The sequence below is a fragment of the Roseibium litorale genome, from assembly GCF_014842915.1.
GTDB lineage: Bacteria > Pseudomonadota > Alphaproteobacteria > Rhizobiales > Stappiaceae > Roseibium > Roseibium litorale.
The window spans coordinates 200,247-226,651 of sequence record NZ_JACYXI010000001.1 but is presented as its reverse complement, the minus strand read 5'-3'; the positions used below and the strand labels follow the sequence as shown (position 1 = coordinate 226,651).

Annotated in this window: 27 protein-coding genes; 23 read left to right on the top strand and 4 right to left on the bottom strand. The window is 58.9% G+C overall.

The features are described 5' to 3' along the window. The first annotated feature begins 4 nt into the window (after positions 1-4). The 9 genes from IG616_RS01175 (at position 5) to IG616_RS01135 (ending at position 11,279) form a co-directional block, all read left to right on the top strand. The gene (locus IG616_RS01175) at positions 5-631 is read left to right on the top strand and encodes a DUF2460 domain-containing protein (RefSeq protein ID WP_192145632.1); all 627 of its coding nucleotides are present in this window, start codon (positions 5-7) and stop codon (positions 629-631) included. Further along, on the top strand, positions 628-1,512 hold the full coding sequence (locus IG616_RS01170) for a DUF2163 domain-containing protein (protein WP_192145630.1): 885 nt from the start codon (positions 628-630) through the stop codon (positions 1,510-1,512). Before IG616_RS01175 ends, IG616_RS01170 begins: the two co-directional genes overlap by 4 nt. Beyond that, complete coding sequence (locus IG616_RS01165; protein ID WP_192145629.1) at positions 1,509-1,961, top strand: C40 family peptidase; 453 nt, start codon at positions 1,509-1,511, stop codon at positions 1,959-1,961. The genes IG616_RS01170 and IG616_RS01165 overlap by 4 nt, the downstream gene beginning before the upstream one ends. Further along, on the top strand, positions 1,961-5,908 hold the full coding sequence (locus IG616_RS01160; protein ID WP_192145626.1) for a baseplate multidomain protein megatron: 3,948 nt from the start codon (positions 1,961-1,963) through the stop codon (positions 5,906-5,908). The genes IG616_RS01165 and IG616_RS01160 overlap by 1 nt, the downstream gene beginning before the upstream one ends. Then, a complete protein-coding gene (locus IG616_RS01155; protein ID WP_192145624.1) occupies positions 5,905-6,636 on the top strand; it encodes a DUF2793 domain-containing protein in 732 nt (243 codons plus the stop codon). Before IG616_RS01160 ends, IG616_RS01155 begins: the two co-directional genes overlap by 4 nt. 147 nt (positions 6,637-6,783) lie before the next feature. Next, the gene (locus IG616_RS23405; protein WP_192146633.1) at positions 6,784-6,960 is read left to right on the top strand and encodes a Com family DNA-binding transcriptional regulator; all 177 of its coding nucleotides are present in this window, start codon (positions 6,784-6,786) and stop codon (positions 6,958-6,960) included. A 23-nt stretch (positions 6,961-6,983) separates the two neighbouring features. Continuing rightward, the gene (locus IG616_RS01145) at positions 6,984-7,697 is read left to right on the top strand and encodes a DNA-methyltransferase (protein WP_192145622.1); all 714 of its coding nucleotides are present in this window, start codon (positions 6,984-6,986) and stop codon (positions 7,695-7,697) included. A gap of 316 nt (positions 7,698-8,013) precedes the next feature. After that, on the top strand, positions 8,014-10,338 hold the full coding sequence (locus IG616_RS01140; RefSeq protein WP_192145620.1) for a sensor histidine kinase: 2,325 nt from the start codon (positions 8,014-8,016) through the stop codon (positions 10,336-10,338). Next, positions 10,335-11,279: a DNA-binding transcriptional response regulator gene (locus tag IG616_RS01135; RefSeq protein ID WP_192145618.1), complete on the top strand. Its 945-nt coding sequence runs from the start codon at positions 10,335-10,337 to the stop codon at positions 11,277-11,279. Before IG616_RS01140 ends, IG616_RS01135 begins: the two co-directional genes overlap by 4 nt. Here IG616_RS01135 and IG616_RS01130 read toward each other — a convergent pair. Next, positions 11,160-12,464 (bottom strand): DNA cytosine methyltransferase, encoded by a 1,305-nt coding sequence (locus tag IG616_RS01130; RefSeq protein WP_192145616.1) that lies wholly within the window; start codon positions 12,462-12,464, stop codon positions 11,160-11,162. The two genes, IG616_RS01135 and IG616_RS01130, sit on opposite strands and share 120 nt — an antisense overlap. 545 nt (positions 12,465-13,009) lie before the next feature. Between IG616_RS01130 and IG616_RS01125 the strand changes: the two genes are divergently transcribed. The 11 genes from IG616_RS01125 to IG616_RS01075 all read left to right on the top strand — a co-directional run bounded on the left by IG616_RS01125 (position 13,010) and on the right by IG616_RS01075 (position 21,916). Beyond that, entirely contained in the window at positions 13,010-13,438 is a 429-nt protein-coding gene (locus IG616_RS01125) for a MerR family transcriptional regulator (protein WP_192145614.1), read from the top strand. Further along, complete coding sequence (locus IG616_RS01120) at positions 13,435-13,878, top strand: PaaI family thioesterase (RefSeq protein ID WP_192145612.1); 444 nt, start codon at positions 13,435-13,437, stop codon at positions 13,876-13,878. The genes IG616_RS01125 and IG616_RS01120 overlap by 4 nt, the downstream gene beginning before the upstream one ends. 2 nt (positions 13,879-13,880) lie before the next feature. After that, positions 13,881-14,339: a GNAT family N-acetyltransferase gene (locus tag IG616_RS01115; protein ID WP_192145610.1), complete on the top strand. Its 459-nt coding sequence runs from the start codon at positions 13,881-13,883 to the stop codon at positions 14,337-14,339. Further along, the gene (locus tag IG616_RS01110; protein ID WP_192145608.1) at positions 14,336-15,508 is read left to right on the top strand and encodes an isovaleryl-CoA dehydrogenase; all 1,173 of its coding nucleotides are present in this window, start codon (positions 14,336-14,338) and stop codon (positions 15,506-15,508) included. Before IG616_RS01115 ends, IG616_RS01110 begins: the two co-directional genes overlap by 4 nt. Positions 15,509-15,564: 56 nt before the next feature. Further along, positions 15,565-16,167 carry an Lcl C-terminal domain-containing protein gene (locus IG616_RS01105; protein ID WP_209007215.1) on the top strand — a complete coding sequence of 201 codons (603 nt, stop codon included), beginning with the start codon at positions 15,565-15,567 and terminating at the stop codon, positions 16,165-16,167. A gap of 365 nt (positions 16,168-16,532) precedes the next feature. After that, positions 16,533-17,810: a GGDEF domain-containing protein gene (locus tag IG616_RS01100; RefSeq protein ID WP_192145605.1), complete on the top strand. Its 1,278-nt coding sequence runs from the start codon at positions 16,533-16,535 to the stop codon at positions 17,808-17,810. Between the two features lie 127 nt (positions 17,811-17,937). Further along, on the top strand, positions 17,938-18,774 hold the full coding sequence (locus IG616_RS01095; protein WP_192145603.1) for an adenylate/guanylate cyclase domain-containing protein: 837 nt from the start codon (positions 17,938-17,940) through the stop codon (positions 18,772-18,774). 247 nt (positions 18,775-19,021) lie between these two features. Further along, entirely contained in the window at positions 19,022-19,414 is a 393-nt protein-coding gene (locus IG616_RS01090; RefSeq protein WP_192145601.1) for an MAPEG family protein, read from the top strand. 44 nt (positions 19,415-19,458) lie between these two features. Then, complete coding sequence (locus IG616_RS01085; protein WP_246476062.1) at positions 19,459-19,809, top strand: YciI family protein; 351 nt, start codon at positions 19,459-19,461, stop codon at positions 19,807-19,809. Positions 19,810-19,831: 22 nt separating this feature from the next. Beyond that, complete coding sequence (locus IG616_RS01080) at positions 19,832-21,067, top strand: RNA polymerase sigma factor (RefSeq protein WP_192145596.1); 1,236 nt, start codon at positions 19,832-19,834, stop codon at positions 21,065-21,067. Between the two features lie 234 nt (positions 21,068-21,301). Continuing rightward, positions 21,302-21,916 carry an ATP-dependent Clp protease proteolytic subunit gene (locus IG616_RS01075; RefSeq protein ID WP_192145594.1) on the top strand — a complete coding sequence of 205 codons (615 nt, stop codon included), beginning with the start codon at positions 21,302-21,304 and terminating at the stop codon, positions 21,914-21,916. Positions 21,917-22,009: 93 nt separating this feature from the next. Here the strand turns inward: IG616_RS01075 and IG616_RS01070 are convergent, their stop codons facing one another. Together IG616_RS01070 and IG616_RS01065 are read right to left on the bottom strand one after the other, a co-directional pair. Continuing rightward, the gene (locus IG616_RS01070; protein ID WP_192145592.1) at positions 22,010-22,417 is read right to left on the bottom strand and encodes a globin family protein; all 408 of its coding nucleotides are present in this window, start codon (positions 22,415-22,417) and stop codon (positions 22,010-22,012) included. Between the two features lie 103 nt (positions 22,418-22,520). Then, a complete protein-coding gene (locus IG616_RS01065) occupies positions 22,521-23,108 on the bottom strand; it encodes a thiamine phosphate synthase (RefSeq protein WP_192145590.1) in 588 nt (195 codons plus the stop codon). Positions 23,109-23,165: 57 nt separating this feature from the next. Here IG616_RS01065 and IG616_RS01060 point away from each other — a divergent pair, with 57 nt between their 5' ends. Both IG616_RS01060 and IG616_RS01055 read left to right on the top strand, forming a co-directional pair. Continuing rightward, complete coding sequence (locus IG616_RS01060; protein ID WP_192145588.1) at positions 23,166-23,972, top strand: YdcF family protein; 807 nt, start codon at positions 23,166-23,168, stop codon at positions 23,970-23,972. Between the two features lie 115 nt (positions 23,973-24,087). Continuing rightward, positions 24,088-25,332, top strand: coding sequence for an adenylate/guanylate cyclase domain-containing protein (locus tag IG616_RS01055; protein WP_192145586.1), 1,245 nt, complete (start codon positions 24,088-24,090; stop codon positions 25,330-25,332). On the opposite strand, the gene IG616_RS01050 is transcribed toward IG616_RS01055, so the two are convergent. Further along, on the bottom strand, positions 25,218-25,973 hold the full coding sequence (locus tag IG616_RS01050; protein WP_192145584.1) for a DUF599 domain-containing protein: 756 nt from the start codon (positions 25,971-25,973) through the stop codon (positions 25,218-25,220). The two genes, IG616_RS01055 and IG616_RS01050, sit on opposite strands and share 115 nt — an antisense overlap. A 235-nt stretch (positions 25,974-26,208) precedes the next feature. On the opposite strand from IG616_RS01050, the gene IG616_RS01045 reads away from it, so the two are divergent. Further along, complete coding sequence (locus IG616_RS01045) at positions 26,209-26,364, top strand: hypothetical protein (protein WP_192146735.1); 156 nt, start codon at positions 26,209-26,211, stop codon at positions 26,362-26,364. Positions 26,365-26,405 lie beyond the last annotated feature (41 nt).

The window sequence follows — 26,405 nt, the reverse complement described above, 5'->3', positions numbered from 1 at the left end:
GGACATGGCAGACTTCGATGAGGTCCAGTTTCCGGTGATCGTTGCCCAAGGGGCAAGCGGTGGCCCTGAGCGGCGCACGGAAATTGTTGAGCTGACATCGGGCTTTGAAGAACGCAACACGCCCTGGTCAGATAGCCGCCGCAGCTACGATGTCGGGTCCGGTATCCGAAGCGCCGATGATCTTGCGGATGTGGTCGCGTTCTTTGAGGCCCGGTCAGGCCGATTGCGCGGGTTCCGCTTCAAGGACTGGTCCGACTTCAAGTCTTGCAGGCCCTCCGGCACGGTCTCTGCGACCGATCAGTTTCTGGGGGCTGCTGATGGCGTGAAGACGGGCTTTCAGCTGGTCAAGGCTTACAGTTCCGGAGCGCGAACCTGGACCCGTGTGATCTCCAAACCTGTCGCCGGAACCGTGCAGGTGGCTGTGGGGGGCGTGGTTCAGGCAGGCGGCTGGTCGGTTGATACCTCAAGCGGCCTCATCACCTTCAGCGCAGCGCCGGCGGCGGGCAACGTCACAGCCGGGTTCCAGTTCGACGTTCCCTGCCGCTTCGATACGGATCTCCTCCAGACCACTTTGCGCATTCAGCGCCTGGGAGAAATCCGCTCCATTCCGATTGTGGAGGTCCGCGTATGAAACCCATTCCCACTGCCATGCAAGCAGCCCTTGATGGCCGCGCCACGACCCACGCCCGATGCTGGAAGGTTCAGCGGCGGGATGGCCAGCAGTTCGGCTTTACCGATCACGACCGGGCGCTCACTTTTGCCGGGGTGACCTTTGAGGCTGCGACCGGTTTTACCGCAACTTCCATCGAGTCCAGCCTGGGCCTTGCCGTCGATAACCTCGATGTGGAAGGGGCTCTGTCCTCAACCTCTATCCAGGAAGACGATATTGCCCGCGGGCTTTGGGACGATGCCTCCGTTGAAGTCTGGCTGGTGGATTGGACAGCTCCGGAGAACCGTTTGCTGCTGCGCAAAGGCAATATCGGAGAGATCTCCAGAGGCCCGTCGTCCTTCCTTGCGGAGTTGAGAGGGCTTTCTCATCGTCTTGGCCAGACCTACGGCCGCCAGTTCGACCGGACCTGTGGCTGGGAGCTGGGAGACGGAAAATGCCAGGTGGCGCTGGCCGGGTGGACCTTTTCCGGTGTGGTCGCCATGGCCTTTGACTTCCGCAGCTTCACGGTCACCGGCCTTGACGGGAACGGGGCCGGTTTGTTCCGGCGTGGTTTGCTGACCTGGACTGGCGGAGCCAATGCGGGTCTTCAAATGGAAGTTAAACGCCATTTGAATGAGGCTGGAGCTATCACGCTGGAGCTGGCTCTGCCGATGGCTGATGTGATTGAGGCCGGGGACGCCTTCACCGTGCAGGCGGGCTGCGACAAGACCTGGACCACCTGCCGGGAACGCTTTGCCAATGGCGACAACTTCGGCGGCTTTCCTCATATGCCGGGCAACGAGATTGTCATCGGCTATGCGGACAAGGACGATCTGAACGATGGCGGGAGCTTGTTCCAATGACCGCCAGCCTCCGCAGCCGGATTGTTCTGGAAGCCCGCAGCTGGATCGGGACACCCTATGTGCATCAGGCGGCCTGCAAGGGGGCTGGATGTGATTGCCTTGGCCTGGTGCGCGGCGTCTGGCGCGAGATCATGGGCGATGAGCCAGAAGTGCCGCCGCCCTACACGCGGGACTGGGCAGAGCGCAAGCGCGAGGAGACCCTACGCGATGCGGCCAGCCGTCATATGGAGCCGGTTGCCGTTGATCAGGCGGACGCGGGCGACGTTCTGCTCTTTTCTTTCCAGCCGGGGCTTCCTGCCAAGCATTGCGCGATCCTGACCACTGCGATCACTGACAGCGCTCCACGGTTCATCCACGCCCACGAGCATCTGGCTGTCGCTGAAGTTGCACTGGTACCAGGCTGGCGGCGCAAGATCCGCTTTGCCTTCCGATTTCCGGGAGCGGAGTGATGGCGACCCTTGTGCTTGGGGCTGCTGCGACGGCGTTCTCCGGTGCCATTGGCGCCGGGACCTTTACCTCGGCCTTGATCTCTGGTGCTGCGACTATTGCCGGAGCTTATGCGGACAGCTTTCTCGTTTCGGCCTTGTCACCAAGCCAGCGCACATCTGTTGAGGGAGCACGGATCTCGGATCTGCGCTTGCAGACCTCCACTGAGGGCGCGGCTGTGCCGGAAGTTTTCGGCAGGGTGCGTATTGCCGGGCAGGTGATCTGGGCAACGCGGCTCAGAATGGAGGTGTCCACCACCACTCAGACCGTGGGGGGGAAGGGGGGCGGCAAGCAGAAAGTCTCGACCACGACCTACCAGTATTTTGCGAACTTCGCGGTCGGCCTGTGCGAGGGGGCAATTACCGGGATTGGCAGGGTCTGGGCCGATGGCAAGCTGCTGGATCTGAGCGGGATCACTTACCGGCTACATCCAGGCACTCAGGATCAGCAGCCTGATCCATTGATCGAGACGAAGGAAGGGGCAGCGCCCGCCTATCGCGGCACCGCCTATGTGGTGTTTGAAGGCCTCGCCCTTGAAGGATTTGGCAACCGCATTCCCCAGCTCGAATTTGAAGTCTTCCGGCGGGTCGGGCAGAGTGTGGAGGATCAGGTCCAGGGAATGGTGGTCATGCCCGGGGCCGGGGAATGGATTTATGCGACTGAGGCCGTGCGCAGGATCTCCAGCGAAGCCGAGGGGGTGACGGTCAGCGAGAACGTCAACAATCAGGTTGGCGGCACGGATTGGTCGGTTGCCCTCAATGATCTTGAACGGACCTGTCCGAATGCAAAATCGGTTCTGCTCGTGGTCGCCTGGTTCGGGTCTGATCTGCGCTGCGGGATTTGCCAGATCCGGCCAGGTGCGGAGTTCGGCCCGGAGAAGATCAATGAGCCCTTGATCTGGTCCGTGCATGGCCAGACCCGGGACATGGCCTATCTGGTCTCGCGGGAGGCTGGTGATCCGGACCGGCCCGCCTATGGTGGGACGCCGCCTGATCAGACGGTTGTCCAGGCCATTCTTGATCTGAAGGCCCGTGGCCTGGATGTGGTGCTCTATCCTTTTCTTCTGATGGATATTCCCTCCGGCAATGGGCTGGCAGATCCCTATGGGGGAAGCGAGCAGCCCGCCCATCCCTGGCGGGGACGGATCACCTGCCACCCGGCTCCTGGCCAGGCAGGCAGCGTGGACAAGACTGCCACCGCAAAGGCCCAGGTGGATGCCCTGTTCGGAACGGTTGCGGCAAGCCAGATCAGTGTCTCGATCAACCCGGCGACCCATGCGGTGTCGACCCTTTATGGCGGCCCCACTGAGTGGTCCTTGCGGCGGATGGTGCTGCACTATGCGAAGCTTTGCGCCGCCCTCAACTCGCTTCAGGCAGGCTCGGTGTCCGGCTTTGTGATTGCATCGGAACTGAAAGGCCTGACGTCAGTTCGAGGAGAAGCCAATTCCTTCCCGGCGGTGGAACAACTTGTGACCCTGGCTGCCGATTGCCGGTCGGTTCTGGGCGGCAGTGTTGCCATGACCTATGCGGCCGACTGGTCCGAGTACCGCGGCTATTCCGCGCCTGATGGTTCGGGCGACTTCTTCTTCCATCTGGATCCGCTTTGGGCGAGCCCAAGCATCACCGCCATTGGCATCGACAACTACATGAAGCTCTCCGATTGGCGCGATGGCTCTGCGCACCTGGATGCACAGGCCGGATGGTCCTCGATTGAGGATCTGGCCTATCTTCAAAGCAACATCGAGGGCGGCGAGGACTTTGACTGGTACTATGCCAGCGACGGGAACAGGGCAGGCCAGATCCGGTCCCCGATCACAGATGGCAATGGCAAGCCATGGGTCTACCGGGCAAAGGACTTCCGGAACTGGTGGCTGAATGCCCATTTTGACCGCCCGGGCGGGGTGGAGAATGCGACGGCCACCGCGTGGGTGCCGCAGTCCAAGCCGGTCTGGTTCACAGAGTATGGCTTTCCGTCCGTTGACAAGGCCACCAATCAGCCGAATGTCTTTGTCGATCCAAAGTCGGCGGAAAGCGCCTGGCCCTACTTCTCCAGCCGTCAGCGCTCGGATGGGATCCAGCGCCGCGGGATCGAAGCGCTTCTGAGCTATTGGGATCCGGCAAACGGCAACAACCCGGTCTCAAGTGTTTATGGCGGCCGGATGCTGGATCTCTCCCGGTCCTATCTCTGGTGCTGGGATGCCAGACCTTATCCGGCCTGGCCCTATCAGACTGACGTCTGGGGGGACGGGGAGAACTGGGCCTTTGGTCATTGGGTGCAGGGCAAGTTCGGTGCGCCGGATCTGGCGGAGCTCGTGGCCCATATCTGTGCAAGCGTCGGCTTTACCGCGATCGATGTCTCCGAGCTTCAGGGGGTGGTCACCGGCTGGCACCGGTCCTCGATCACAACGCCCCGTGCCCAGCTGGAGACCTTGTCCCAGCTGTTCCGCTTTGATGCGGTGGAAAGCGCCGGATTGATCCGCTTTGTGCCAAGGGGAGGGCCTGCAAAGGGGCTGGTCCTGGAGAAGGATCTGGCTGTGATCGACCGCAGCCGGGCAGACTGGTCGATGACAAGGGCGCAGGAGACGGATCTGCCGGTGCGGGCTTCACTTGCCTATTATGACGCGGAGAGCGACTACCGGCAGACAACCTCCAGCGCCGGTCGGCTGACTGGCTCGTCTGAGCGGATCGAGAGCCTGTCCGCTCCAGCGGTGATCGAAACGGCTGAGGCCGAAGGCATGGTAGAAGCCTGGCTGCTGGAGCGCTGGGTGGGGCGTGAGCAGGCGAGCTTTGCCCTGCCACCCTCGCAGATCCGGTTTGATCCTTGTGATGTGCTGACGCTGTCAGCTGGTGGCCGGGAACGGGATCTGCGCCTCAGCCGGATCGTGGATGGCGGCGCCCGGCAATGCGAGGCGGTGGCCGTCGAGCGATCCGTCTATTCGATCCAGCGGGGAACCTCGCGTCCGGTCGCGCCTACGCCCGTGCCGAGCTATGGCGCTGCCATACTGGAGGTTCTGGATCTGCCGGTGATTGCCGAGAGCCAGGTTGAGCACCGGCCCTGGCTGGCGGCGGCGGCCAGCCCCTGGGCGGGTGTCCGGGTGGTTGAGGGCAGCCGGGATGTGGGCAGCGTGATCGCACCGGCAACCCTGGGCCTGACGACAACGGATCTTCATGCCGGGACGCCGTTCCGCTTTGACAGGGCCAACCCGTTCACCGTCAAGCTGGCCTATGGGACGTTGTCCTCGGTGAGCGAAGAGGATCTGCTGGAGGGCGGCCAGAATGCCCTTGCCATCCGCAATGGAGACGGCGGCTGGGAGATCCTGCAATTTGCCCGGGCCGAGCTTGTGGGTGTGCGGACATGGCAGCTCTCCAACCTTTTGCGCGGGCGGCGGGGTACTGAACATGCCATGCGCAATCCGGTTGCCGCCGGCAGCCGGGTGGTGCTGCTGGACGGTGCCCTGATCCAGGCGGATGTGCCGCTTTCCGACCGGGGCGTGATGCGCACCTGGCGCTATGGACCGGTTCCGGCCTTATCGACTGACAGCAGCTTTAAAGACCTCTCAAACACGTTTTCTGCGGTGGCCTTGAAACCCTTCGCGCCGGCGCATCTGCGGGGCAACCGGAATGCTGCCGGGGATCTCTCGATCACCTGGATCCGGCGGGCACGGCGCACCGGCAGCTGGCAGGACGGCTCAGATGTGCCGCTCGTGGAAGCGGCGGAGGTCTATGACCTTGAAATCCTCAACGGTGGGTCCGTGGTCCGGACGGTGAGGGGACTGACCTCAGCCTCCTGGAGCTACTCCGCCGCCAATCAATCCGCTGACTTCGGGTCGGCGCAATCTTCGATCAACGTCCGCGTCTACCAAGTCTCCGACACGATCGGGCGCGGCATTCCTGCGGAGGCATCTCTATGACCAGTACGGCACGGCTGGGGCTTCCCTTCCTGGCGGCAAGCCAGGCGCAGAAGGAAGTCACCCACAACGAGGCTTTGGCCCGTCTTGATGCGCTGGCCCATCTGGTGCTCCTGGACCGCAATGTCACGGCTGCACCGGGCAGCCCGACTGAGGGAGACTGCTATCTGGTCGGAGCGGGCGGCACCGGAACCTTCGTGGGGCAGGGCGGCAAGATTGCCTCCTATGCTGACGGGGCCTGGGCCTTTTATCCGCCAGTGCTGGGCATGCTCGCCTATGTGGCCGACGAAGGCACCCTGGCGGTCTACACAGCCGCGGGCTGGAAGGATTATGGCGCTCTGCTGTCCGAAGTCGCGGTTCTATCCCGAACGGCCTCAGGTGCTCAAAGCCGGATCTGTACGGTGGAGGAAGAGCTGACCCTGGCCGGGGCCTTTGTTGAAAGCTCGATCGTCATCCCGGATCGGTCTGTTCTCTTCGGGGTGAGTTCCCGCACGACAGCCGCGGTCACCGGTGTCTGGCAATATCACGTCGGGATCTCCGGAGAGCTGGAGAAGTTCGGCGGCTATCTCGGCATCACGGTTGGTGCCTCGAACGCCGGTGTCATTGGCCCCCAGGCCTTCTATGCGGATACGCCCGTCCGGATCACGGCCCATGGAGACACTGAGGCATTCACCGGCGGCAAGGTCAGGATTGCCCTGCATTACTTTTTGCCGGTGGTGCCGGGGGCGTAAGCGAAACGGGCGGTCCGGACCCGAAAATCCGGACGGCGGGCCGAAGTCGCCAAACCAAGAACCCGCCCGGCAGTCGCACGAAGATAACCGCCGCACCCGCTGCTCGCGCGAGCCAGCCGAGTGTCTGCGATTCTCTTCAAGGTTGATATGTTCGAAATCAGATGTGCAAGTTGCCGCAGGCTCTTGCTGAAGGCCGCCGACCGAGCGATAGTTGGGCCGGTAGACATCAAGTGCCCCCGTTGCGGCACCATGAATTCCCTGAGGCCATTGGTCATAGAACCGAAAGAGCCCTTCTCCGATCGCCCCGACCCGTCCGGTCAATGAGCGAATTAAATCTGGAGAAGACCATGTCCTGGCAACTGTTCCAGCAAGACGCGCTTATCTGGCTGCGTGATCAATCCGCCGAGCAATTCGATGCCCTGGTGACCGACCCGCCCTACAGCTCAGGCGGTTTGCACGTTGGCACTCGAACAGCCGATAGCGCGAATGCCAAATACCTCAGCAACCCAACGAAATACCCCGAGTTCTCAGGCGAGAACCGGGATCAATATTCCTACCTGCTGTGGTCCACTCTTTGGCTTACCGAAGCCCATCGGGTTCTGAAGCCTGGATCCCCGTTTCTTGTCTTCATCGACTGGCGGCAATTGTCCGTGATGATAAACGCTGTCCAGGCGGCTGGCTTCACCTATCGCGGTTGCGTGCCGTGGGACAAGACGGAAGCCTGCCGCCCGTCAAAGGGGCGGTTCCGTCAGCAAGCAGAGTTCATTTTGTGGGGATCAAAAGGCGCTTGGCACGACAAGGAAGGGCCGACTTATCCAGGCGTGATCCGGTGCGGCGTCATGGCAGGCGGGCCAAAGCTCCACACCACGGGAAAGCCGATGCCGCTCATGGACGCGCTGGTTCAGGTCTGTCCGAAAGGGACGATCCTGGATCCTTTTGCAGGATCTGGAACGACCGGAGTTGCCGCCCTTCGTTCCGGCCGGCGCTTTGTCGGCTGCGAACGGGAAGAAGCCTATTATGAGATCGCGAGCGAACGGCTCTCAAGGACGGGGTCGGGGTGAAAAAAGTTTAGGACAGCTAAACTTGATCGATTGAGGTGGTCAGTAGCAGTTTTGCGTTTCTGGCAAGGGCATCGGACTGGCAAGCTCTCAAGTCAGGGAATGTTGGACACTAGGGCAGCATAGGTGAGGTATGCGCGGTATCAAAAGCCGACTGGATTGTGCTGATATTGTGCGGTTGCTACTGACACACCACAGAAGTGTCGTTGGCCGCGTCTAGAGCCTTTGCCGGAATAGATCACAGGTCACACGCCAAAATTTTGTTTCCCAATGGTTCAACACCACTCACATATCAACTACTTTCGCGTATAAGGGGCATATGTCGACCAAAGAAACCTTCAGAATCAGCTCCCACCTCAAGGACATCATTGGGCGTGACCTCGTTACAAATGAGTTCATTGCGATCTTTGAGCTCGTGAAGAACTCCTTCGATGCTGGGGCCTCACGTGTCGATATCGAATTCGACCCCTCAGAGCGCACTATCGCGATCGTCGACGACGGCGCTGGGATGACACAAGACGACATAAAGAAGAAGTGGTTGTTCGTCGCGTATTCTGAAAAAGCGCAGGCTGAGACGGAGACATACCGCGATAAGATTAGGCCGGCAGGCCAGTTTGCTGGTAGCAAAGGGATAGGTCGGTTCGCCTGCGACACACTTGGAGAGAAGCTGTCTCTCTACTCCCGAGTACGTGGCGAAAATAAGGTCGAGATGCTTTCGATCGACTGGACGCGGTTTGAGCAGAGCAGCCAGAAAGAGTTCAAGGACGTCACCGTGGAAATCGACCACGTTGCGGACTTTCCGGAAATCGCGAATGCGGAGACGCCGGACGAGCATGGAACTGTTTTGCTGATAAGGGACACGAGACATGAGTGGGGTGCTGACCGTATCAAGAGGCTCAGGAAAGATCTCGCCAAGCTTATCGACCCGTTCGGGACTACAACCAGCGTCACGGTCTCGACGTGGTTACTGGACGGAACCGACGTCCGGATCAAGGACGTAGATGGGCCGGTCGGAAACCAAATCGCCGATCTCCTCCGGGATAAAACAAGTAGGATTGAGGTCACGATCGACGGTGCACAGATACATTCGAGCCTCTTCGACCGAGGGCGGAAAATCTACGAGATCAAGGAACGGTCACCTTACGAAGATTTAGTAGACTGCAAAATCGAAGGACAGATATTCTTCCTCAACAGGTCGGCTAAGAAGACCTTCACGGGCCGTATGGGAGTTCGCCCAGTGGAGTTCGGCAGTGTCTTCTTATTCCTGAATCGTTTCAGGATCTCCCCTATTGGCGATGAGTTAGACGATACACTCGGATTGAACCGGCGAAAACAACAAGGCACATCCCGCTATCTGGGAACCCGCGACATCATCGGTCGCGTAGACGTTACAGCCAAGCCGAAAATGTTTCGTGAAGTGTCGAGCCGCGACGCCGGCCTAGTTGAGGACGCTCGTAGCAGAGCTCTCTATGACGCAATCTTGAAGCACATGATTTTCCGCTTGGAACGCTATGTCGTTGGTGTGAACTGGCAGGATACCTTTGATCAAGATCGCGATACGCCTGAAGGTCTGGAGACCGATCAAGCCCGCGATCGAATTCTTTCGATCATCGGGGCACTAGCTCGCTCCAGAGAAGTGGAAGTCGTTTACTACGACAAAGAGATCGTCCGGATAACGGACGACCCCGACCAGATTACTGACAGCGCCCTGAAGTCGATGTCCGACTTGGCGGAACGCCGAGGCGACACTTCGCTCTTGAACCAGATCGAAAGTGCACGGCGCCGTATCGAAGAATTGAAAGCTTCTCGCCAAGAGGCGCGCCAGCAAGCCGAACGGGCCATCGAGGAGCGTGTCCGCGCCGATGCGATGATCGCGCGACTAGAACAACAGGCTCGGTTTCTTGGAAGCAGTCGAGACATGGATGTAGAACGGGTGCAACTGTTGATGCACCAAGCCATCATCCACCTTGGCCATATCCGGTCGGCGATTACAAACGCCGCCCATGAAGTCCGAAACGTTCTTTCCCTGGCGTCGGCCACAGACGAAATTGGCAGCGAAGATGTAGCCGACTTGCTTGCCACCGTCCGGCAGTCGGCCCGAAGAGCGTCGGCATCTATTGCGGGAGCCAATCTGTCGAGCGATAGACTCGGCGCGGTCCTTTCGTTCGCTCCCAACATCCGTATCGACCTTCAGACCGACAAAATGAGCGGCGATCTTCTTCGATTCTTAGATGAGTACTTAAATGTGCGGGTGGCCGGCATACCTGGAATGCCGAAAGCCGTCTTCGACGACGCGGGCCTGAAACTCCAGCGAGAGTTCTCTCCCGTGGACATTGCCGTGCTAATCGACAACCTAATGGACAACGCGCGTAAGGCGAAGGCTACTGAGGTCAAATTCAAAGCGTCGTCGAAAGGGGCGAAAGCTATTGCGATAAATGTCAGTGATGACGGACTCGGGATCGATCCCCAGCGGGTGGATGTCTCTAAGCTATTCGAGCGAGGCTATTCGGGCTCAGCAACAGGCACCGGACTAGGCCTCTACAGCGTTCGCCAGATCCTCGCGGAGATGAAAGGAAGTATCGCACTCGTGGGGGACGGCACCCGAGCGGAATTTGAGATTATTGTCCCGATGGAGGAAGCATGAACCTCGATCTCGGTATCCTCTGGATCGAGGATTCGTTTAGTGAAGAGGAAGAGGCCAGTCTCAGACGTCGTGTGCGCGATGCAGGTTTCGTGGCGCGAATCCAGGTTACTCCGAACGGCGACGATATTGACGAACTGGCCCGACTTCACCGCCTTTACCATCGCTTTGACTTAATCCTACTGGACTATCGTCTTAAAAACGAGAACGGCGATGAACTCGCACCTACTATCAGAACGCTTTTCCCATCCGTGACCATCCTTTTCTACTCTGGCAGCGTGGATGAGGGGGAGCTACGGCGAATGATTGCCGCGAAAGAGGTGGAAGGTGTTTATTGCAGCCACCGCAATCGTTTCATCGAACGGACCGGGATGTTGATCGATCAGACAGCGCGCTCCCTTGACCGGCTGTCAGGAATGCGCGGGTTAGCGATGAAGGTTGTCGCAGAATGTGACGAGCTGATGAGGAGCGCAGTCCTGAGTATGGTGCGCCGCGAGCAGAAATGCGCCGAGAAGGTTGCCGATATGGATCGTGACGTATTCGATTTTCTGAACGATATGAAAGGAAAATACGAAGCCGCGGTACCTGCTGGAATGCAGGAGCGCTTTGATACTCGCGCCGTCGATAGCACGAAGCTCTTCAAACACTTCCGACGACTGATTCAGATAGTCACGGCAAACCCAGCGTCTTTCGGACTAGATGATGAACAGGTGGACCGTCTTCGCGAGCTCAGGAACATGAACGCGCAATACGACAAGATAGTCTTGAAGAAGCGCAACGTACTTGGGCACGTGACTGAAGTCGAAAGCACCGATGGATGGGTTTTACAAGGTAGCGACGAGATCAGCGTTGCCGATTTCCCGGAAATCCGACGAGGATTTGCGACGCATATCGACGCCATTCGCGAAATGAGCGATCTGGTTCTGTTGCTGGACCGCGAGTAATCCGATCAGCGTCTCCCCAAGCGCCTCAGCCAGTAGCGGCGGCACGGCGTTCCCCACCTGAGTGTAGCGTGGGCATGCGTCCTTCCGGCGGGCTCCACCCGATGTATATGGCCCCTGAAAAGAGAACCAATCTGGAAAAGACTGCAGCCGTGCATGTTCACGAACAGTCATAGAGCGAGGCTCCGAGTAATGTATCAGATCGTCGGGCAAGGTACTGATCGTCGGAGCGATATCGTTAGGATCTAACGCGGTCGTACTCCGCTTTTTGATACCGAGTCGCGCTCTGTCCTGTGGTCGCAAGCATACGCCACGTTCGCAGTTGTCGAGGATGTCCTGCATACGCCGAACAGAAGCCTCTCCATGGCGCGGCAATCTCAGATCGTCCGGCTGGCCGCGGCTTCCTAACCGCATGAGCGTCTGGTAAGGCGTCTTAGCCTTTGGCCCTCGGCAAAGAGCAAGAAAGCCCTTGTGTCCCCATTCTTTGTCCGCCCGCAGATTCGTAAGCCCCTCAAGGTCCGACAAAGCCGCTTTGCTGGCGGTTGGTTCCGGCCCGAGTCCACGTTCAAGGAGGAACGCCCTTCGCGCCACCTTCAACCTTTGGATTGGGTCAATACCAGAAAGCGTGCCCTTCATGGCGGCTATAAGAACAAACCGAGGCCGACGCTGCGGGACCCCCCATTCAGCGGACCTGACCACGTCAGCCCAGCAGTCGTAGCCTAGACGGCCCAATTCACGGATAGCGAAGTCGCGGTAGGTCCCGCCAGCGCGGTGCTTCATCGACTGAAAGCCGACAACATTCTCTAGCAAGACCAAACGCGGCCGCAGGACGTCTACGTACTCCAGATAAACATCTACCATCCGACTCCGTGGATCGTCAGGACGCCGGAGCCCGTTCATGCTGAAACCCTGGCACGGAGGACCTCCTGCAACAAGATCGACAGATCCTCTGAGCTCTAGGAGTCTCTCACGATGAAACTCTAGGAGCTCTTCGGCTTTCCAAGGCTTCTTCTCAAGCCATGACGGCCACTTGTGTCGATCGGGCTTACGATCAAGAAGATTAAGCTTATACGTCGAGAAGGGATCCGCATGCGCCTCCACACCGAACAGCGTAGAGAACCCCGCTGCTCCGAGACCAAGCGACAAGCCACCGCATCCAGCGAAAAGATCAACGCAAGTGGGGAACATTCGTCAAGGATCTCTTATTAGCACCAGATTGTCCAGACAAAGCTTGCTTGAGCGATGTGAAGTCAATGACTTAGGTAGCAGATCATGGTTTCTCATTGGTTAAGATGCAATCAGGAGGCCGGAAGCGTTTTCCAGCTGCGTCTTGTTGCTGGCTACCATGGATTGGATATGTCAACGAGATAGATGGCCGTTTCTGGCAAGCAGGAATAGTGAGATCTAAGGCGATAGTTCATCCGCCTTTGACTGCGCATGATGATGGCTGCAACAACTGAAATGCGGCGCGCAAAGTTGTCTGACGCTAGGAAGGTTGAGGAGGATATTTAGGATGGATAGCGCAATGATCACTTGTGAGATCGGATGCCAAGTGAACTTGCGTGAAATGCCAAGCAAACTTGCGCGCTACAGAAACCTCGGTCTCCCGGGCATGGGTTTCCGGACGAAGAAAGGGATATTGGTTTCGCCCAATACCATGATTATAAAACAATAAATTCTCTCTGTTGACTTTAACGTAAAAAGACGTGAGGCTGTGCTTCCATGGAGGAAGCATGCAGCAGCGGTTCTACACGATCACGCAATTGACCCAGGAATTCGCGATCACCACGCGAACCCTGAGGTTCTATGAAGCGCAGGGGCTTTTGGCCCCGCAGCGCCGCGGGCGGCAAAGGCTTTACAGCCCGGCAGACAGGACGCGCCTCAAGCTGATCCTGCGCGGCAAGCGCCTTGGATTCTCCCTCTCCGAAATAAGCGAAATGATCGGCATGTATGGCAAGGCCCCGGGGGAGGCCGGACAGCTGCGCCTGCTCATGGAAAAGATCACGGCCCGCCGTGCCGAGCTTCTGGAAAAGCGCCGCGATATCGGGCTGACCTTGAAGGAGCTGGATGAAGTGGAAGCCGGTGCCCGCGCGCGTATGGCAGAGATCGGCGGCGTGTTCGAGGACGGTGCCGCCTCCATCGTGAGGGAGGAGGAGGCATGAATCTAACTCTGCGTGATCCGCAGTGGGAGAGCCGCGTGCGGACAAGTTTCGCCGCGCAGAACTTCATGACCCATCTTGGCGCTGTCATGACACATCTGGCGCCGGGAGAAGTTGATCTCGAGCTGTCCCTGCGCCCGGAACTCACCCAGCAGCATGGCTTCTTTCACGCTGGGGCCACCTCTTCGATTGCCGATTCTGCTGCGGGCTATGCTGCCCTCAGCCTCTATCCGGCAGGTTTTGGCGTGCTGACAAGCGAGTTCAAGATCAACCTTTTGAACCCCGCCCGCCAGCCGCGTTTGGTGGCCAAAGGCAGGGTGATCAAACCCGGGCGGATGCTGACCATCTGCCAGTCGGACGTCTATGGCATTGACGGGACGGACCAGGTGCATGTGGCGGCAGGCCTTTTTACCCTCGTCGCATTGGAAGGCATGAAGGATTGAAGATGGAAGAGGTTGTTATCCGCCCGCTTACCCGCGAGGACCGGCCGCAGTGGGATGTGCTCTGGCAGGCATATCTGACCTTTTACGAGCAGACCCTGCCGCAAGAGGTGACGGACGGCCTGTTCGAGCGGTTGCTGGGAGAGGGCGGCCATTTCGCGCTTGTGGCCGAGCGTGCAGGCAAGCTGACCGGTCTGGTGCATTCACTGCCTCACGCCAGCACCTGGTCTCTGGCCCCAACCTGCTATCTTGAAGACCTGTTTGTTGCACCTGATCAGAGGGGGGCCGGAACGGGCCGCAAGCTGATCGAGGGCGTCTATGAAGAGGCCACCAAGCGCGGCTGTACCAACGTCTATTGGCACACACATGACGACAACAGCACTGCCCGGCGTCTTTATGACCGGATCGGCGTGCTGAGCAAATTCGTGCGCTATGACAAGCGCCGCTGGGAGGAACCAAGATGATCCGCAACGACTTTCCATCCTTCAACTTCAATCTCGGCGAAACCGCTGAAATGCTGCGCGACAGCGTGCGCTCCTATTCGCAGGACCGCATTGCCCCGCTGGCCGCCAAGATTGACAAGGACGACTGGTTCCCCCGCGAGCTGTGGCCTGAAATGGGCGATCTGGGCCTGCACGGCATCACGGTCGAGGAAGAGTGGGGCGGCGCAGGTCTCGGATACCTGGAACATTGCATTGCCATGGAAGAGGTGAGCCGGGCCTCTGCCTCCATCGGCCTTAGCTATGGCGCGCACTCAAATCTTTGCGTCAACCAGCTGCGCCGCTGGGGCAATCAGGATCAGAAGACCCGCTATCTCACCAAGCTGGTGAGCGGCGAGCATCTGGGAGCTCTGGCCATGTCCGAGCCGGGGGCCGGGTCAGACGTGGTGTCCATGAAGCTCAAGGCCGAGAAGAAGGGAGACCGCTATATTCTCAACGGCTCCAAGATGTGGATCACCAACGGTCCTTCCGCCGACACGCTGATCATCTATGCCAAGACCGATCCGGACGCCGGCCCCAAGGGCATTACAGCCTTCCTGGTCGAGAAAGGGTTCAAGGGCTTCTCCGTGGCGCAGAAGCTGGACAAGCTCGGCATGCGCGGCTCTGAAACCGGCGAGCTTGTCTTCCAGGACTGCGAAGTGCCGGAAGAAAACGTGCTCGGCGAGGTGGGCAAGGGCGTCAATGTGCTCATGTCCGGGCTGGACTATGAGCGGGCGGTTCTGGCGGCAGGCGCTGTCGGCATCATGCAGGCGGCGATGGATGTGGTCATTCCCTATATCCACGAGCGTGAGCAGTTCGGTCAGCCGATCGGCACTTTCCAGCTGGTTCAGGGCAAGGTCGCGGATATGTATGTTACCATGAACGCCACCAAGGCCTATGTCTACGCCGTGGCCCAGGCCTGTGACCGGGGAGAGACCACCCGTGAGGACGCGGCTGGTGCGATCCTCTACGCAGCCGAAAACGCCACCAAGCTGGCACTGGATGCGATCCAGCTTCTCGGCGGCAACGGCTATATCAACGAATATCCCACGGGCCGTCTGTTGCGCGACGCCAAGCTCTATGAGATCGGCGCAGGCACCAGCGAGATCCGCCGCATGCTGATTGGCCGCGAGCTGTTCAACAAGACGAAGTAAGCCGGTCAATCAAGCGGGCAGCGCCATCTGCTCCCGTCAGTCAGGGAGCAGATGGCATGGGGTTGAGCAGCGGAGAGGCCACCTGGAAAGCCGCGTGGCTGCGTCATGAAATGAACAACATCGGCTTTCAGATGCAAGGCTTTGAGTTTGTTGAAGGTTCTTTCATGTCCCGGTTCTTGTCCGCCCTTGCCCCCGTTCTGGCTGCCTGTGCCACGCCTGCCTCTGCTTCCTGCGTCAGCGGTCCAAGTGGGCAATTTATCCTGAAAGGAGAGGTGGCTGAGGACAGCCAGTCGGGCCTCATCTGGAAGAGATGCGCGGTTGGAATGTCCTGGAGCGCCGACAAGCAGGATTGTGCGGGCGAACCGGCTTGGCTCGATCAGGAGGCTGCACACAAAGCCGCAAGCGAGGCGGGCGCAGGCTGGCGGGTTCCCACCGGCGCGGAGCTGGACACCTTGCTTCTTGATACCTGCGATGGACCCAAAATAGACACCGCTGCCTTTCCGGCCATAAGCCGCTCCGATTTTGGGGAGGGGGCAAAGTTCTGGACATCGTCAGAGGCGCTGCCGGGGATGTTCTATTTCTTCGAATTCATGAATGGCTACGCTGATATGCATTCAGCTGGATACGGCCTGCAAGTGCTTCTGGTCCGCAGCAACTAGGCAATCGTGTGTTTGCCCCGCATTGAAGGCAAAAGCTTGTTTCAAAGTGTATTTTTGACGATTAACCCCTATAGGGTCCGGAACTTCCCAGCATTCCAATCGGGGCGTGCCGCAGAGGTTTGCCGGATTGAGGGAGGGAATAACGGCGGCACCGCTCCCTGTGCTCTCGTCCAGCTGCCGCAAAGGGGAAGCCGGCCTTACAACTACCGGTCTTCCCTTGATGCCCAAGGAACGAGCACTGGGTGAAACTGCGGCGTTAAGGGAGAAACTACTACGTTATTGGCCACTTTTTTAACGTCTCCTTTGTAAATTATACCGTGTATGCAAGGCGTCTGTCCCGGCGGTCATCCGCATGTGGAGTGTCCATGAAGCTCGATGTATTCACCGTATTTGTTTTCCTTTGCGGCATGTGTTTCCTTGCCGGCTGCGTCATTTTCATGGCGTGGTGGATTTCGAAGTCGTCCCGCGGTCTTCTGCTCTGGTCCATCAGCTTCTTCCTGCGGGGAAGCGCGCTTCCCCTGTTGATGCTGCGCAACAAGATCCCGGACTTTCTCTCCATCGACGTTGCCAACGCGGTCCTGATGCTCGGGTTAGGTATCAGCTGGTATGGCACGCGTGAACTGGCCGGGCAAAAGGGGCGCGTTATCGTCGCCATTGCGCCGGCCGTCTTGTGGCTGCTTGCCTGCCAGGTGCCGGAGTTTTACGGGAACACCACCTGGCGTGTCCTGTTTTTCGCCGCCTTGTCCGGCGTCTATTCCGCGTTCATCGGCTTGGAGTTCCTGCGGTCGGGAACAAGAAGCAAGACGCATGGAGCCCGCCTGCGCAAGTCGCTGGGCATCGTCTTTCTCATGATCAGCGTGATGTATCTCCTCAGATGCGTTGCGGCGCTGTATTCAGGCGTGCCGGACAATCCGATGAATGGCGGAAACCTGGTCGGTATCACGCTTTTCATCACGCTGTTCTGGGTTGTCGGCGGTACGGTTGTCTGGCTTGCGATCTACTTTGAGGAGTATGTCCTGTCGCTCAAGCATGAGGCGGAACACGACGTGCTCACCAATTGCCCCAACCGCCGCGCCTTGATGGTGAGGGGCGATATGCTGCTGGCCAAGAGCTCTGGCGAAGCTGCAGGCATCCTGGTTTTCGATCTGGATTACTTCAAACTGGTGAACGACACCCACGGCCACCATGCAGGCGACTGCATCTTGCGGGAATTTGCCCTCTTGATGCGGAAGAGCATGCGCAGCGTCGATGTCTTCGGCAGGTTGGGTGGTGAAGAGTTTGCCGCGGTTCTGCCGGGTGTCTCTCCTGCGCGGATGGAGCAGATTGCCGACCGCTTGCGTCAGACGGTTGAAGAGCACAAGTTCATCGTTGACGGTCAAGCGGTTAAAATCACGACCAGTATCGGAATGGTTCACACCTCCTTGGCCGGGCACGATCTGGAGGCCCTTCTCATGAAGGCTGACGATGCGCTCTATCAAGCCAAGGACAAGGGGCGGAACAGGATCGTCCATTGGCGGAGCATGGGCGGGCAGGGCATGCTGGAGCGCAGGGCAGGCCCGACGGGAAACGATCCTGCTCCGGGGGCTGACGAGCAGGAAAGCGCGTCTTTTTCCTCTCTTGGCCGGTCTGCTCTGGCAACTTGATCTGCATATTGGTTTCAGTCTTCCCGGATAGCCGGCCTGGAAGCGGGGAATCCGGTTTGTGACCTTTGATCGCGGGTTGTATTCCTGATCAGCAATCCCCATTCCTAGGGAAACAGGGAACATCTTCATGGAACGGACTAGGCGCCGGCTTGCTGCGGTCATGTGTGCGGATGCCGTGCACTACTCTCGGCTTATGGAAGCGGACGAGGATGGCACCCTTGACCGCCTCAAGGACTATCGCGACGTGATGAGCGGGCTGACCAGCCGGTACAACGGCCGCATAGTCAACACCTGGGGCGATGCGGTCATCATCGAGTTCTCCAGCGTGATTGAAGCCGTTCAGTGCGCCGTCGACATTCAGACAGATCTTGCATCCAGAAATGCCGATCTGCCGCAGGCCACCAGGATGGAGTTCCGGATTGGTATCAACCTCGGTGATATCATGGTTGAGGGGGACGATATCTATGGAGACGGGGTCAATGTTGCTGCCCGTCTCCAGGAACTTGCTCCGGCCGGTGGCATCACGCTCAGCCAGTCCGTGTTCGATCAGGTCCGGAACAAACTTGCGCTCGGGTTCGAAAGCCTTGGTGCGCAGACTGTCCGTAATGTCAGCGAGCCGGTCGAAGCTTATGTAATACGGCTGGGGGGAAAGAATGAACCCTGTGGGGCCCGCACGGCAGACGCCTCTGAGACAGGAGCGGCCGCGGATGCAGGCCAATCCCATGTGGACGAGGTTCTTGTCAGCGGGATCAATCAGGCCCGGGCCTGGCTCCGGCGTCAGTCCAAGCGGGTGCGCGGCTGCGTGTTCATGATAGGATTTTTCTTTCTTCTCAACCTGGTTACCAGCGGACTTGGAACCTTGTGGTTCATCTGGCCATCTCTGCCCTTTGCCATGATGCTGGCCTGGCGCCTTGTCTTCCGCCAGGACCAGACAGCCGAGAAGGCCGTTCACGGCAACGACTGACTTGAAGCTTTGCAAGGGCAAAGGTCTCAGGGGTTAAAGAGGCCATAGAGGTGATGGGGCTTCCGCCTGCGCTCAATTGCACAGACCAGTTGCGGTAGCGAGAACGAGCCTTCTTGACCGTTTCCCTGTCGCAAACGCGCGGCTTTTTAAAAAAAATCATTGAGTCCGTGCTTTTTTGAAGGGGGATGTCGAAAAGCTGAAAGTCCAAACGTTCCTTGGGTGTCACATCCAATAGAAGGACATGGACATGGCTTTTCACATCACTTCACTCTACGCCCTGCCTCTTGTGGCTATCTGGCTTGTACTCTGGATCAGGGTATCTGCCAGCCGGGCGAAATATGGCGTGTCAATTGGGGATGGCGGCAGTCAGCAGTTGTTGCTGAATATTCGCCGCCACGGCAACTTTATCGAATGGGTACCCTTCGTGCTGTTGTTGATGATGCTGGCCGAAGCAGGAGGGGCGTCTGAGCTCTGGCTTCATGGGGCCGGCATCTTGTTGCTCGCAGGCCGCCTGGCTCATCCCTTCGGCCTATCGGCAACGTTTCCCGCTCACTGGTTGCGCTATGCGGGCAATGGCCCCAATCTGCTAGCAACGGGTGTCTTATTCATCGCTCTCCTTCGACTTTCTGTCGGTCTCTGAAAGCGAAATTTCTGTTTGGAAGAGGACAATCTGAGATGAAATACATGCTGCTTATTTACAGTGATCCGGCCAACGAGCCTGTTTATGGAACCCCCGAATTCGGCAAGATGATGGAGGGGTATTTTAAGCTCAACGAAAAAATGCAGGCGGAAGGCGCCATGTTGTCAGGTGAAGGGCTAAAGGAGGCTGAAACCTCGACCACACTGCGCGTGCGCGGCGGCAAGGTGGAGACGATGGACGGTCCCTTCGCAGAGACGAAAGAGCATCTTGGCGGGTACTATCTCATTGATGTTCCTGACCTTGATGCGGCACTTGCCTACGCGGTTCAGATCCCGAGTGCGGAATACGGGACTGTCGAGATCCGCCCGGTGATGGATTATAATCCGGCACCTTGATCATCATTACGGCAGGTCAGTCATGACTATATCCGCCTCCAGCGCCGTTGCGGCAAGCCGGGCATTGACCCGGCTGGTGCGCGACGACCGGGGGCGGCTGTTGTCTGCGCTTGTGGCGCGCCTCAAGGATTTCCAGCTCGCCGAGGACGCACTGCAAGATGCCATGGTGTCTGCCGTCGTCCATTGGGGGCGGAACGGCTTGCCGTCGTCTCCGTCCGGCTGGTTGCTGCAGGTGGCGTTCCGCAAAGCCATCGACCGGATCCGCCGGCAGGCAACCGCAGGCCGGTCTGGTCAGGATCTGGAGCTTTTTGCAAGCCTTGCCGGCGAGGAAGCCTTGGATATTCCGGATGAGCGGCTGAGGCTGATTTTCACCTGTTGTCATCCAGCCATCGAGCCGAAATCGCAGGTTGCGCTGACTTTGCGAACCCTTGGAGGCTTGTCGACGCAGCAGATCGCCGCGGCATTTCTCGACAAGGACGCGGCGATGGGACAGCGCCTGTCCAGGGCCAAGGCAAAGATTGCGGCAGCTGGAATCCCGTTCTCGGTGCCGGATCAGGACCAGTGGGCAGAGCGGCTCGAGGCCGTGCTCACGGTCATCTATCTCATTTTCAACGCCGGGTACTCGGCAGGTCCCCAGAGCGGCGTTGACCTTGCCGAGGAGGCGCTGTTTCTTTGCCGTCTGCTGAACTCCTTGACGCCCGAAGATGCTGAAGTCGAAGGTTGTCTTGCGCTGCTGATGCTGTCCCATGCGCGAAGGCATGCACGCAAGGGACCGTCTGGGGCCGCCGTTCCGCTTGCGCTCCAGGACAGGACCCTCTGGGTCAGGGCCGAGATTGCAGAAGGCGTCTTGCTTCTGGAACGCGCCTTGCGCCGAAGGCAAATCGGGCCATTTCAGATAAAGGCCGCCATTGCAGCTTGCCACAGCGACGGAGAGACGTCGGACTGGCCGCAGATCGCACGGCTCTACGACGAGCTTCTTGCGTTTGAGCCGACGGCAGTCGTGCGGCTCAACCGGGGCGTGGCGGTTGCTGAAGCCGGTGACCTTGCCGGGGGGCTTGCAGCTGTTCTTGCTCTGGAAACAGAACTCTCGGCCTATCAGCCCTTTCATGCCGCCTGCGCTGAACTGCTGAAGCGCGCGGGCCGTCATCATGATGCCGTCCGGAGTTATGAACGGGCCATTGCGATGGCTGCCAGCGAGGAAGACCGCCTGTTTTTGTCATCCAGCCTGGAATTGCTTTTGCAACAGCAGGCGGTCTGATTGGAAAGAGAATCCTGCATCCAAAGGCGGGGAGGCTGGCGGCAGGATTTCCCAGGCAAACGTCTGGACCCGATTGAAACCCCGCAAAAACGGCTTATGTTGCGGTTCTGATAACTCTTTCAGGATATGACCTGCTTGAGGATTTGCGGGCAAGGATTTGTTCGCATACACAAGGAATATCGATCTCGTCGGTGCTCTGCGCCGGCAGGAATGTCAATGGAGCCTATCCTGCGCATGAAAAATTATTCGACAACGGTGCCAGCCCGCCTCGATGACGAGGAAGAGGAAAAAGCAAAGAGCCAGCCGTCGATTCAGGTCGACAAGCATCTGTTCGATGCCCGCACCGTGCTGATCACCGGCCCGGTGAACCAGGAGATGGCCCGCGACGTGTGCGCCCGCCTTCTCGCCCTGGCTCAGGTCTCCAATGATCCGATCACCGTCATCGTGTCCTCTCCGGGTGGTCACGTTGAGTCCGGTGACATGATCCACGACACCATCAAGTTCATTTCGCCGGAAGTGCGCATCCTGGGCATGGGCTGGGTCGCAAGTGCCGGTGCACTGATCTATGTGTCCGTGCCGAAGGAAATGCGCTTCTGCACCCCGAACACCCGCTTCCTGCTGCACCAGCCGTCCGGTGGCGCTGGCGGCATGGCGACCGATATCGAGATCCAGGCCCGCGAAATCATCAAGATGCGCGACCGTCTCAATAAAATCTTCGCTGATGCCACTGGCCAGCCGCTGTCCCGGATCGAGAAGGACACGGACCGTGACTACTGGATGAGCCCCGAAGAAGGCATCGAGTACGGTCTGGTCGGCAAGGTCGTGACCAACGTTAGCGAACTGGGCTGACAGCGGTTTCGAAAAGTCAAAATCAAAACGCCGGTGGGTTTTCCGCCGGCGTTTTTGTTTGTGCATTTGGAAAGCTGTTGAGTGGCCTATGGATCAGGCGACAACGGTCAAGCGCTGAAACGGCTGCCCGGCGTGTGCCGGTGTTTCCTCGCGTGCCGAAAGAACCAGGGGGCGGACATGTTCAAGAAGCACGCGGAGTTGCGCTTCTTCTGTAGGCCGTCTCTCCCGTCCGATCAGGACGGTGACGACATGATCGACGAGGACCTCGAACGCTTCCTGTGAAGGGCAAAGCGGACGCAGCAGCTTGCTGACCGGGCGGCCTTCATAGACTGGGGCTCCTCCAGTTACGAATACGAGGAACTCGGTGAGATCCTCCAGGTAAGGGGCAGGCAGGGCACGGCTGCTCCCGCCAAATCCACTGTCCAGACGAAGCCTTTTGTTGAGCCTTTCGGCTGCTGCTGCGATGGCGGGGCGGCCGCCGAGTGTCAGATAGAGTTCCATGTTCTTGCTCCACCTCTTCGAAACCTGTGAAGCTATTCATGGTCGGTTTTGACGAGGGGAACTGTGACGGGGATCACGAACTGGAGTTTCCCGGGAGCACCGGTTAGCGGGTCGCTGCAATCCAGGCCCGGCAGCGTGCTTCGGGATCGGGATCGGCAAGCACGTCGGTGATAACGCAGATACTGTCTGCCCCGGCCTCAAGCAAACTCTCCGCATGCTCGAGCCGGATCCCGCCAATGACGACCAGAGGCACGTTGATCCGCGCTTTCCAATCGGAAACACGTGAGATGCCCTGGGGCGCGTAATCCACGATCTTGCCGCGTGGGGGAAAGATCGGCCCGAGCGCAATATAGTCCGGTTCGAAGCCGAGGGCCCGGTCCAGTTCTTCCGGTGTGTGTGTGGAGATGCCCAGCTTCAGCCCGGATTTGCGGATGGCCTTGATGTCCGCCGTGTCCAGATCCTCCTGGCCCAGATGCAGCCAGTCGGCGCCAGAATCAATGGCTGCCTGCCAATGATCGTTGATGACGAGCGTGCAGTTATACGCCCGCGCCTTTTCCAGCGTGCGTGCCACGGCTTGGGGGAGGGTGCCGTCCGGCTCCTTGATCCTCAGTTGCGCAAAGCGTAGACCCTCCGGGCAGAGGCGGTCCAGCCACTCAGGGCTGTCGATGATGAGATAAAAGCGGTCAAGCACGGCAGTCTCCCTTTGTTCAGACTGTGTCACCGCTTTGCAAACGATTGGCAAGGCACGATGTTTTATCTTTTGTCCAAAATCGGTTTCTTTCTGATCCAGCCGTCCAACGCGCTTGTGGCCCTTGGGATTATTGGTGTGGCGCTGACCTGGACCCGCTGGATCCGGTTCGGCCGCTGGCTCGGGTTTCTGGCGGTGCTGTTTCTAGGCATTGCCGGATTGTCACCCGCCGCCAACATCCTGATCCTGCCGCTGGAAGAGCGTTTCCCGCGGCCGCAGACGCTTGGCAAAATCGATGGCATCATTGTTCTGGGCGGAGCGTTTGACACGACGGTGATGGCAGGACGGGGAGAGCCGGCCCTGACCTCTGCCGCAGAACGGCTGACATCCATTGCCGCGCTTGCCCGCCAGATACCGGATGTCCCCGTCATTCACACGGGCGGTGCCGGCGGCATCCTGTTCAAGGGCGTGAGCGAGGCCGAGGGAGCGAAAGTGTTGCTCGAGGACTTCGGCGTTTCCAGCGACAGGATTATTCTGGAAGACAAGTCGCGCTCGACCTTTGAAAATGCGCGTTTCACACGCAATTTGATCAGGCCTGAGCCGGAGCAGCGCTGGCTGTTTGTTACCTCTGCCTATCACATGCCGCGTGCCGTTGGCGTTTTCCGTGCCGAAGGCTGGACGGGTCTTGTGCCCTATCCGGTCGATTACCGGACACGGGGATGGGCGGATGCCGGGCTGGTTTTCTCCGGCGTTTCGATCGGTCTCCGCAGGTTTGATATCGCTTTCAAGGAATGGGTAGGCCTTGCGGGTTACTGGATCTTCGGCCGCACAGGCACGTTGTTTCCTGCTCCGGAACCGGGGCAGTGAACATTCCGTTTTCATTTTTGGGCGGGAAGTTAGAATAGCCTGCCCTTTGCAGAGAGTGTTATGATCCCCACATAAAGGGCGATTTTGAAAATGACCTGCGTGAAGGATTGGCCCGATGGTCCTTGAAGCTCCCCTTATTGCAGCCGATCTCGTGCAATGGCTCTATGGCGATGCCGCGGGGCGGGCTGACAGCCTTGAACTGATTGAGGAACTGGGCCAGCGCCTGCGTGAAGCCGGGGTGCCGGTGGACCGGATCACGACTGCGATTCCGCTGCTCCATCCCAATGTGCGCGCCGAGGCCGCAGTCTGGACCAGTGACGGTACCCGTGAAATCCGGCGCTATCTGACCAGCGATGATCGGGACGAGGCCTATGACAGGAGCCCGTTGAAGGTCGTCTACACGGAAAACCGGCCGGTGCGCATCGCGATCAGCGCCAAGGCAGCGGAGACGGAGTACGGGATTACGGAGGACCTCCGTCAGGAGGGCTACACCGACTATGTGGCCATGCCCTTGCCCTTTTCAGACGGGACCATCAAGGCGATTACCTTTGCAACCCGCGTTCCGGGCGGCTTTCTGCAAAGCCATATCGGCGTCTTTGAATCCATCCTGAAGCCGCTAAGCCTTGTGTGTGAACTCAGCACCCTGCGCCGTACGGCCGAGACTCTGCTTGATACCTATGTGGGCCGCCGCGCAGGTGGACGGGTGCTGCGTGGCACGATCAAGCGTGGGGAGGGGGAGTGGATCTCCGCTGTCGTGAGCTTCGCGGATCTGCGCGGCTTCACCAAGCTGTCCAATGAGCTGCCCGCAGCCAAGCTGGTGGTGTTCCTGAACAAATATTTCGGTGCCATGACCGAGGCTGTCGAAGCCCATGGCGGCGAGGTTCTGAAGTTCATTGGTGATGAAGTGATGGCCATCTTTCCCTATGAGACGGAAGAGCAGGCGGCTGATGCGGCCAAGCGCGCGCTAAAGGCCGCCAGGGCCACCACCGAGAAGATCAATCAGATCAATCTGGCGAATGAGTGCTTGGAAACACCCGACATGAAAGTCGGGATCGCGCTGCATGCCGGGAATGTTTTCTTTGGCAACGTCGGCAGCGAGACGCGCCTGGATTTTACCGTTATCGGTCCAACGGTGAACCTTGCCGCGCGGATTGCAGAACTGGCCAAGAACCTGAATCTGGAGGTTCTCGTGTCGGATGCCATTGCAGACATTATGGGCTGCCGCGGCGGCCTGTATGGCCGCTATCATGTGAAGGGATTCGACGAGCCGGTGTCGGTATATTCGCCCTCCTTCTCCGATTCCGGTAAAGCCAAATGGTGCCCGGAGAGCACGGCGTCCCTCGAGCGGGAAGCGAACTGACGCCGGAGCAGGACCAGCAGGACCGCAAGCGTCATAACCGCGAAGACTGCCGGTCCGGCAAACCAGCCGAGAAAACCGATGGCGAAAAAGAAGGCGCGCTGACCGCGGTTGAAGTGACGTCCGGCGAGGACATTCAACTCGCCAGCCTGCGCTGCCATCTTCATCACCCGGTCGCGGTTCTTCGCGGTCGGTTCGGGAACCGATCCCATGACGATGCTGGCATAATTGAAAAGCCTGTAGGCCCAGCCGAATTTGAAAAACGCGTAGGCAAGGATCAGCATCAGGCCGAGGACCTTGATTTCCCAAAGCGCTCTGCTTTGCTCGACCGGAATGTCCAGATCTCCCGCAATACGAAGGATCGTATCGGTGCTGTCCAGAAGCGCGAAGCTGCCGCCTATGGCCAGAAGCGCGGTCGAGGCGAAAAAAGCCGTGCCCTGCTGCAAGCCGGAAATGATCGCCGTGTCCATGATGCGCACCTGACGGCCCGCCATGACGACCATCCACTGGCGCCGGTAGTCTTCCATGGCCCGCGAAAGCGATTTCTGGCGCCATGGGCTGTGATCGATCATAAAGTTGAAACCCAGCCAGGCGAAAAGAAACCAAATGGCGGCTGCTTGGTCATAAAGGGTAAGGGCGCTCATCAAGGCTCCTTGGGCGGATAACAAATAAGGCAAGCCTTTAGGGCTTTCCCCCTTTTACATCAGCTGTGAAAATCCGGCTAGCGGCGCACAACTCCTTGGCAAATATGGATAGTTTCACGGGATGCAGGAAATGCAGATCTGATCCCGGCATTTTGCACTTGCGAAATCCTTAGCAACCCATTAACCCGGTGTCTCATTCGAGCCACATTTCCTAACCCGAGACGGGAATGCGGCCGTGAACGAACAAAGGGTTTTCATGGACGAAAACGTGCAGAAGTCCTGCTGGGGTGTGACCGTCTGGACGGTCCTCGCTCTGGGAGGCGCGCTTGCGCTGCTGGTACTGTTTAATGATGTTGAAAGCGCCCAACAGGCTGTCGCTGTCGCAGGTTAAGACCAGTTGCTAAGTTGAGAAAAGGGCGTGGATCTCCGCGC

What these genes read in the sequence shown, in the direction of transcription:
- IG616_RS01165 (WP_192145629.1), top strand. Translation starts at nt 1,509, where the DNA reads ATGACCGCCAGCCTCCGCAGCCGGATTGTTCTGGAAGCCCGCAGCTGG.
- IG616_RS01135 (WP_192145618.1), top strand. Translation starts at nt 10,335, where the DNA reads ATGAACCTCGATCTCGGTATCCTCTGGATCGAGGATTCGTTTAGTGAA.
- IG616_RS01160 (WP_192145626.1), top strand. Translation starts at nt 1,961, where the DNA reads ATGGCGACCCTTGTGCTTGGGGCTGCTGCGACGGCGTTCTCCGGTGCC.
- IG616_RS01085 (WP_246476062.1), top strand. Translation starts at nt 19,459, where the DNA reads ATGCTGCTTATTTACAGTGATCCGGCCAACGAGCCTGTTTATGGAACC.
- IG616_RS01120 (WP_192145612.1), top strand. Translation starts at nt 13,435, where the DNA reads ATGAATCTAACTCTGCGTGATCCGCAGTGGGAGAGCCGCGTGCGGACA.
- IG616_RS01080 (WP_192145596.1), top strand. Translation starts at nt 19,832, where the DNA reads ATGACTATATCCGCCTCCAGCGCCGTTGCGGCAAGCCGGGCATTGACC.
- IG616_RS01095 (WP_192145603.1), top strand. Translation starts at nt 17,938, where the DNA reads ATGGAACGGACTAGGCGCCGGCTTGCTGCGGTCATGTGTGCGGATGCC.
- IG616_RS01105 (WP_209007215.1), top strand. Translation starts at nt 15,565, where the DNA reads ATGGGGTTGAGCAGCGGAGAGGCCACCTGGAAAGCCGCGTGGCTGCGT.
- IG616_RS01170 (WP_192145630.1), top strand. Translation starts at nt 628, where the DNA reads ATGAAACCCATTCCCACTGCCATGCAAGCAGCCCTTGATGGCCGCGCC.
- IG616_RS01090 (WP_192145601.1), top strand. Translation starts at nt 19,022, where the DNA reads ATGGCTTTTCACATCACTTCACTCTACGCCCTGCCTCTTGTGGCTATC.
- IG616_RS01125 (WP_192145614.1), top strand. Translation starts at nt 13,010, where the DNA reads ATGCAGCAGCGGTTCTACACGATCACGCAATTGACCCAGGAATTCGCG.
- IG616_RS01155 (WP_192145624.1), top strand. Translation starts at nt 5,905, where the DNA reads ATGACCAGTACGGCACGGCTGGGGCTTCCCTTCCTGGCGGCAAGCCAG.
- IG616_RS01140 (WP_192145620.1), top strand. Translation starts at nt 8,014, where the DNA reads ATGTCGACCAAAGAAACCTTCAGAATCAGCTCCCACCTCAAGGACATC.
- IG616_RS01050 (WP_192145584.1), bottom strand. Translation starts at nt 25,973, where the DNA reads ATGAGCGCCCTTACCCTTTATGACCAAGCAGCCGCCATTTGGTTTCTT.
- IG616_RS01070 (WP_192145592.1), bottom strand. Translation starts at nt 22,417, where the DNA reads ATGGAACTCTATCTGACACTCGGCGGCCGCCCCGCCATCGCAGCAGCA.
- IG616_RS01110 (WP_192145608.1), top strand. Translation starts at nt 14,336, where the DNA reads ATGATCCGCAACGACTTTCCATCCTTCAACTTCAATCTCGGCGAAACC.
- IG616_RS01145 (WP_192145622.1), top strand. Translation starts at nt 6,984, where the DNA reads ATGTCCTGGCAACTGTTCCAGCAAGACGCGCTTATCTGGCTGCGTGAT.
- IG616_RS01055 (WP_192145586.1), top strand. Translation starts at nt 24,088, where the DNA reads ATGGTCCTTGAAGCTCCCCTTATTGCAGCCGATCTCGTGCAATGGCTC.
- IG616_RS23405 (WP_192146633.1), top strand. Translation starts at nt 6,784, where the DNA reads ATGTTCGAAATCAGATGTGCAAGTTGCCGCAGGCTCTTGCTGAAGGCC.
- IG616_RS01075 (WP_192145594.1), top strand. Translation starts at nt 21,302, where the DNA reads ATGAAAAATTATTCGACAACGGTGCCAGCCCGCCTCGATGACGAGGAA.
- IG616_RS01060 (WP_192145588.1), top strand. Translation starts at nt 23,166, where the DNA reads ATGTTTTATCTTTTGTCCAAAATCGGTTTCTTTCTGATCCAGCCGTCC.
- IG616_RS01100 (WP_192145605.1), top strand. Translation starts at nt 16,533, where the DNA reads ATGAAGCTCGATGTATTCACCGTATTTGTTTTCCTTTGCGGCATGTGT.
- IG616_RS01115 (WP_192145610.1), top strand. Translation starts at nt 13,881, where the DNA reads ATGGAAGAGGTTGTTATCCGCCCGCTTACCCGCGAGGACCGGCCGCAG.
- IG616_RS01130 (WP_192145616.1), bottom strand. Translation starts at nt 12,464, where the DNA reads ATGTTCCCCACTTGCGTTGATCTTTTCGCTGGATGCGGTGGCTTGTCG.
- IG616_RS01175 (WP_192145632.1), top strand. Translation starts at nt 5, where the DNA reads ATGGCAGACTTCGATGAGGTCCAGTTTCCGGTGATCGTTGCCCAAGGG.